At 63.7% G+C, this 2,056-nt stretch carries 2 protein-coding genes; both read left to right on the top strand.

The genetic code is table 11. The features are described 5' to 3' along the window. The first annotated feature begins 75 nt into the window (after positions 1-75). Complete coding sequence (gene gatC, locus QZZ60_RS11335; RefSeq protein ID WP_294446673.1) at positions 76-369, top strand: Asp-tRNA(Asn)/Glu-tRNA(Gln) amidotransferase subunit GatC; 294 nt, start codon at positions 76-78, stop codon at positions 367-369. Beyond that, positions 370-1,839 (top strand): Asp-tRNA(Asn)/Glu-tRNA(Gln) amidotransferase subunit GatA, encoded by a 1,470-nt coding sequence (gatA, locus tag QZZ60_RS11330; RefSeq protein WP_295641475.1) that lies wholly within the window; start codon positions 370-372, stop codon positions 1,837-1,839. It abuts the gene before it with no gap. Positions 1,840-2,056 lie beyond the last annotated feature (217 nt).

Raw genomic sequence — 2,056 nt, 5'->3', positions numbered from 1 at the left:
TCGCAGACCGTAAAGCGTGTCCTGCCATGACGGGACACCATGAACGAACAACGTTTTAAAAAGAGAAAAACCGGCATGTCACTCGACAAAAACGACTTTCTGCATCTGTGCCGCCTCTCCCGGCTGGCTCCCGATCCTGCCGTGCAGGAGGAAATGGCACAGCAGTGCTCCAGCATACTCGCCTACATGGACAAGCTCGCCGAAGTGGATACCACCGGCGTGGAGCCCCTGTATTCCCCCGTCATCCATGAATGCGCCTTCCGCGACGACACGGCCGTGCGCCGCTGCGACCGGGCCGACATTCTGGCCGGAGCCCCTGCCACCGACGGCGCCTTCTTCATTGTTCCCCGTATTGTGGAGGGAAAATAAATGTCTGAAATTTTTGAACTCTCCCTCTGCGAAACGCGCGACGCCATAAAGGAAGGCAAGCTGAGCGCGGAAGAGGCGACCGCCGCGTGCCTTTCGCGCATCAACGAAACCGAGCCGAAAATCAACGCGCTGCTCGCCCGCCGCGACGAAGAGGCGCTGGAACAGGCCCGCGCCATGGACAGGGAACGTCCGGCCGATCTTTCGGACAAGCCTCTGTGGGGCGTGCCCGTCACCGTGAAGGACGTGCTCGCCACAAAGGGCATGCCCACCACGGCGGCCTCGAAAATTCTGGAAGGATTCCTTTCCCCCTACGACGCCCTTGTAGTGGAACGCCTGAAAAAGGCCGGAGCGATCATTCTCGGCAAGAACAACATGGACGAGTTCGCCATGGGGTCCACCACCGAGCATTCCGCCTACAAGGTGACCGCCAACCCCTGGGACGTGACCCGCGTGCCCGGAGGCTCCAGCGGCGGTTCCGCCGCCAGCGTGGCCGCCTGCCAGTGCTTCGCTTCCCTGGGCTCGGACACGGGCGGCTCCATCCGTCAGCCCGCCTCCCTGTGCGGCTGCGTGGGCATCAAGCCCACCTACGGACGCGTGTCCCGCTACGGCCTGCTCGCCTACGCCTCCTCCTTCGATCAGGTGGGCCCGCTCACCCGTACCGTGGAAGACGCCGCCGCCGTGCTTCAGGTGATCGCCGGTCACGACGAGAGGGACAGCACCTCCTCCCCCGTGGACGTGCCGGACTACCACGCCGCCATGACCGCCCGGGCCGACCTTTCCGGCCTCACCCTCGGCATGCCCCGCGAGTTCTTCGATCATGAGGGCCTCGACAAGGGCGTGGCCGACGCCTGCAAAAACGCCGTGGAAACCGCAAAATCCCTCGGCGCCGACGTGGTGGAAGTCTCCCTTCCCCACACCGAGTACTCCATCGCGAGCTACTACATCCTTGCCGCGGCCGAAGCCAGCTCCAACCTCGCCCGCTACGACGGCGTGCGCTACGGCCACCGTACCGCATCCCCCAAGAATCTCGAAGACATGTACACGAGCTCCCGCACCGAAGGCTTCGGCCCCGAAGTGCAGCGCCGCATCCTGCTCGGCTCCTACGTGCTCTCCGCAGGCTACTACGACGCCTATTACCGCAAGGCCGCTCAGGTGCGCCGCCTCATCCGTCAGGATTACCTCGACGCCCTCAAAACCTGCGACATGATCCTTGCCCCCGTCTCCCCCGTGCCCGCCTGGCAGATGGGACACATGTCCGAAGACCCGCTCCAGATGTACTTCATGGACATCTTTACCCTGTCCCTCAACCTCGCAGGCCTGCCCGGACTCTCCATCCCCGTGGGCTCCTCCAACGGCCTGCCCGTCGGCATCCAGCTCATGGGCCGCGCCTTCGACGAAGGCACCCTCTTCCTCGCCGGCGACAAGCTCACCCGCGCCCTCGGCACCCATAACCAGCACGCCCCCCTGTAAAGGCAGAAAAGACAGAAAAGGCATCGGGGGAGATAATCTCCCCCGAACCCCCATAATTTGCGGGACGAACCCTCGCGGGTCCGTCCCGCAGCTTTTTGGGTGGTCGGAAACGCTTTCCCCATGTCTTTCTGCCTGATGTTCCGCCTTTCTCCTTCCCGAGTTCCCCGGCCTGCCTCCTTCCTCCTCCTTCTGTCCGCACTCCCTTCCGCCTTTCCAC

This window comes from uncultured Mailhella sp., assembly GCF_905187505.1.
Lineage (GTDB): Bacteria > Desulfobacterota > Desulfovibrionia > Desulfovibrionales > Desulfovibrionaceae > Mailhella.
The sequence above is the reverse complement of the archived record's forward strand: the minus strand, read 5'-3'. Positions and strand labels throughout refer to the sequence as shown.

Coding starts and splice junctions, on each gene's coding strand:
- gatC (WP_294446673.1), top strand. CDS start 76: ATGTCACTCGACAAAAACGACTTTCTGCATCTGTGCCGCCTCTCCCGG.
- gatA (WP_295641475.1), top strand. CDS start 370: ATGTCTGAAATTTTTGAACTCTCCCTCTGCGAAACGCGCGACGCCATA.